Here is a 491-nt window from a genome sequence, read left to right as displayed (position 1 = left end):
ATGCGCGTGTAGCTCAGCTGGATAGAGTACCTGGCTACGAACCAGGCGGTCGGAGGTTCGAATCCTCCCACGCGTACCATTTCAATATAAAATTTATATATGCGCGTGTAGCTCAGCTGGATAGAGTACCTGGCTACGAACCAGGCGGTCGGAGGTTCGAATCCTCCCACGCGTACCATTTCAATATAAAATTTATATATGCGCGTGTAGCTCAGCTGGATAGAGTACCTGGCTACGAACCAGGCGGTCGGAGGTTCGAATCCTCCCACGCGTACCATATAAAAAGATAAAAAATTTAAGACAAAGATTTCGCGCGTGTAGCTCAGCTGGATAGAGTACCTGGCTACGAACCAGGCGGTCGGAGGTTCGAATCCTCCCACGCGTACCATGTTTGAACGGAGAGGTGGCCGAGTGGCCGAAGGCGCTCCCCTGCTAAGGGAGTATGGGCTTTATCTCCCATCGAGGGTTCGAATCCCTCCCTCTCCGCCATT

The 491-nt window shown here is 52.1% G+C and carries 5 tRNA genes; all 5 read left to right on the top strand.

The features are described from left to right. Positions 1 to 2: 2 nt before the first annotated feature. Positions 3 to 79 (top strand) — tRNA-Arg (locus tag Q0791_RS25040). A 22-nt stretch (positions 80 to 101) separates the two neighbouring features. Next, positions 102 to 178: transfer RNA gene (locus Q0791_RS25035), tRNA-Arg, on the top strand. A 22-nt stretch (positions 179 to 200) separates the two neighbouring features. Further along, positions 201 to 277: transfer RNA gene (locus tag Q0791_RS25030), tRNA-Arg, on the top strand. A gap of 34 nt (positions 278 to 311) precedes the next feature. Next, a tRNA-Arg gene (locus tag Q0791_RS25025) sits at positions 312 to 388 on the top strand. A 9-nt stretch (positions 389 to 397) separates the two neighbouring features. Beyond that, positions 398 to 489: transfer RNA gene (locus tag Q0791_RS25020), tRNA-Ser, on the top strand. The last annotated feature ends 2 nt before the right edge of the window (positions 490 to 491 follow it).

The organism is uncultured Shewanella sp. (genome assembly GCF_947495455.1).
GTDB lineage: Bacteria > Pseudomonadota > Gammaproteobacteria > Enterobacterales > Shewanellaceae > Shewanella.
Note: the sequence above shows the minus strand (reverse complement) of the source record. Positions and strands in the feature narration are given on the sequence as shown.